1 protein-coding gene is annotated in these 298 nt (G+C 70.5%); it reads right to left on the bottom strand.

The annotated features are described in order from the left end of the window. A partial coding sequence (locus IF43_RS0135835) for an ABC transporter permease subunit (RefSeq protein ID WP_030211354.1) occupies window positions 1–298 on the bottom strand: 298 nt, incomplete at both ends.

The raw sequence follows: 298 nt of genomic DNA, 5'->3' as shown, positions 1-298 counted from the left end.
GCGGTTGCGCAGTACGTGGCGCTCGAGGGGGCTGAAGATCAGCAGGTCGATCGCGATGCCGACGACGAGGATCAGGAAGATCGCCAGGAACACGCCGGGCAGGTCGATGTTGTTGCGGCCGTTCTCCAGGAGCTGGCCCAGGCCCAGGCCGAGGTCGGGGGAGCTGGCGATGATCTCGGCGGCCATCAGGGAGCGCCACGAGAACGCCCAGCCCTGCTTGAGGCCGGCCAGGTAGCCGGGCAGGGCGGCGGGCATGACGACGTGCCGTGCGCCGAGCAGTCCGGTGGCGCCCAGGGTG

Origin of the sequence: Streptomyces sp. NRRL S-87 (genome assembly GCF_000719335.1) — a bacterium.
GTDB lineage: Bacteria > Actinomycetota > Actinomycetes > Streptomycetales > Streptomycetaceae > Streptomyces.
Note: the sequence above shows the minus strand (reverse complement) of the source record. Positions and strands in the feature narration are given on the sequence as shown.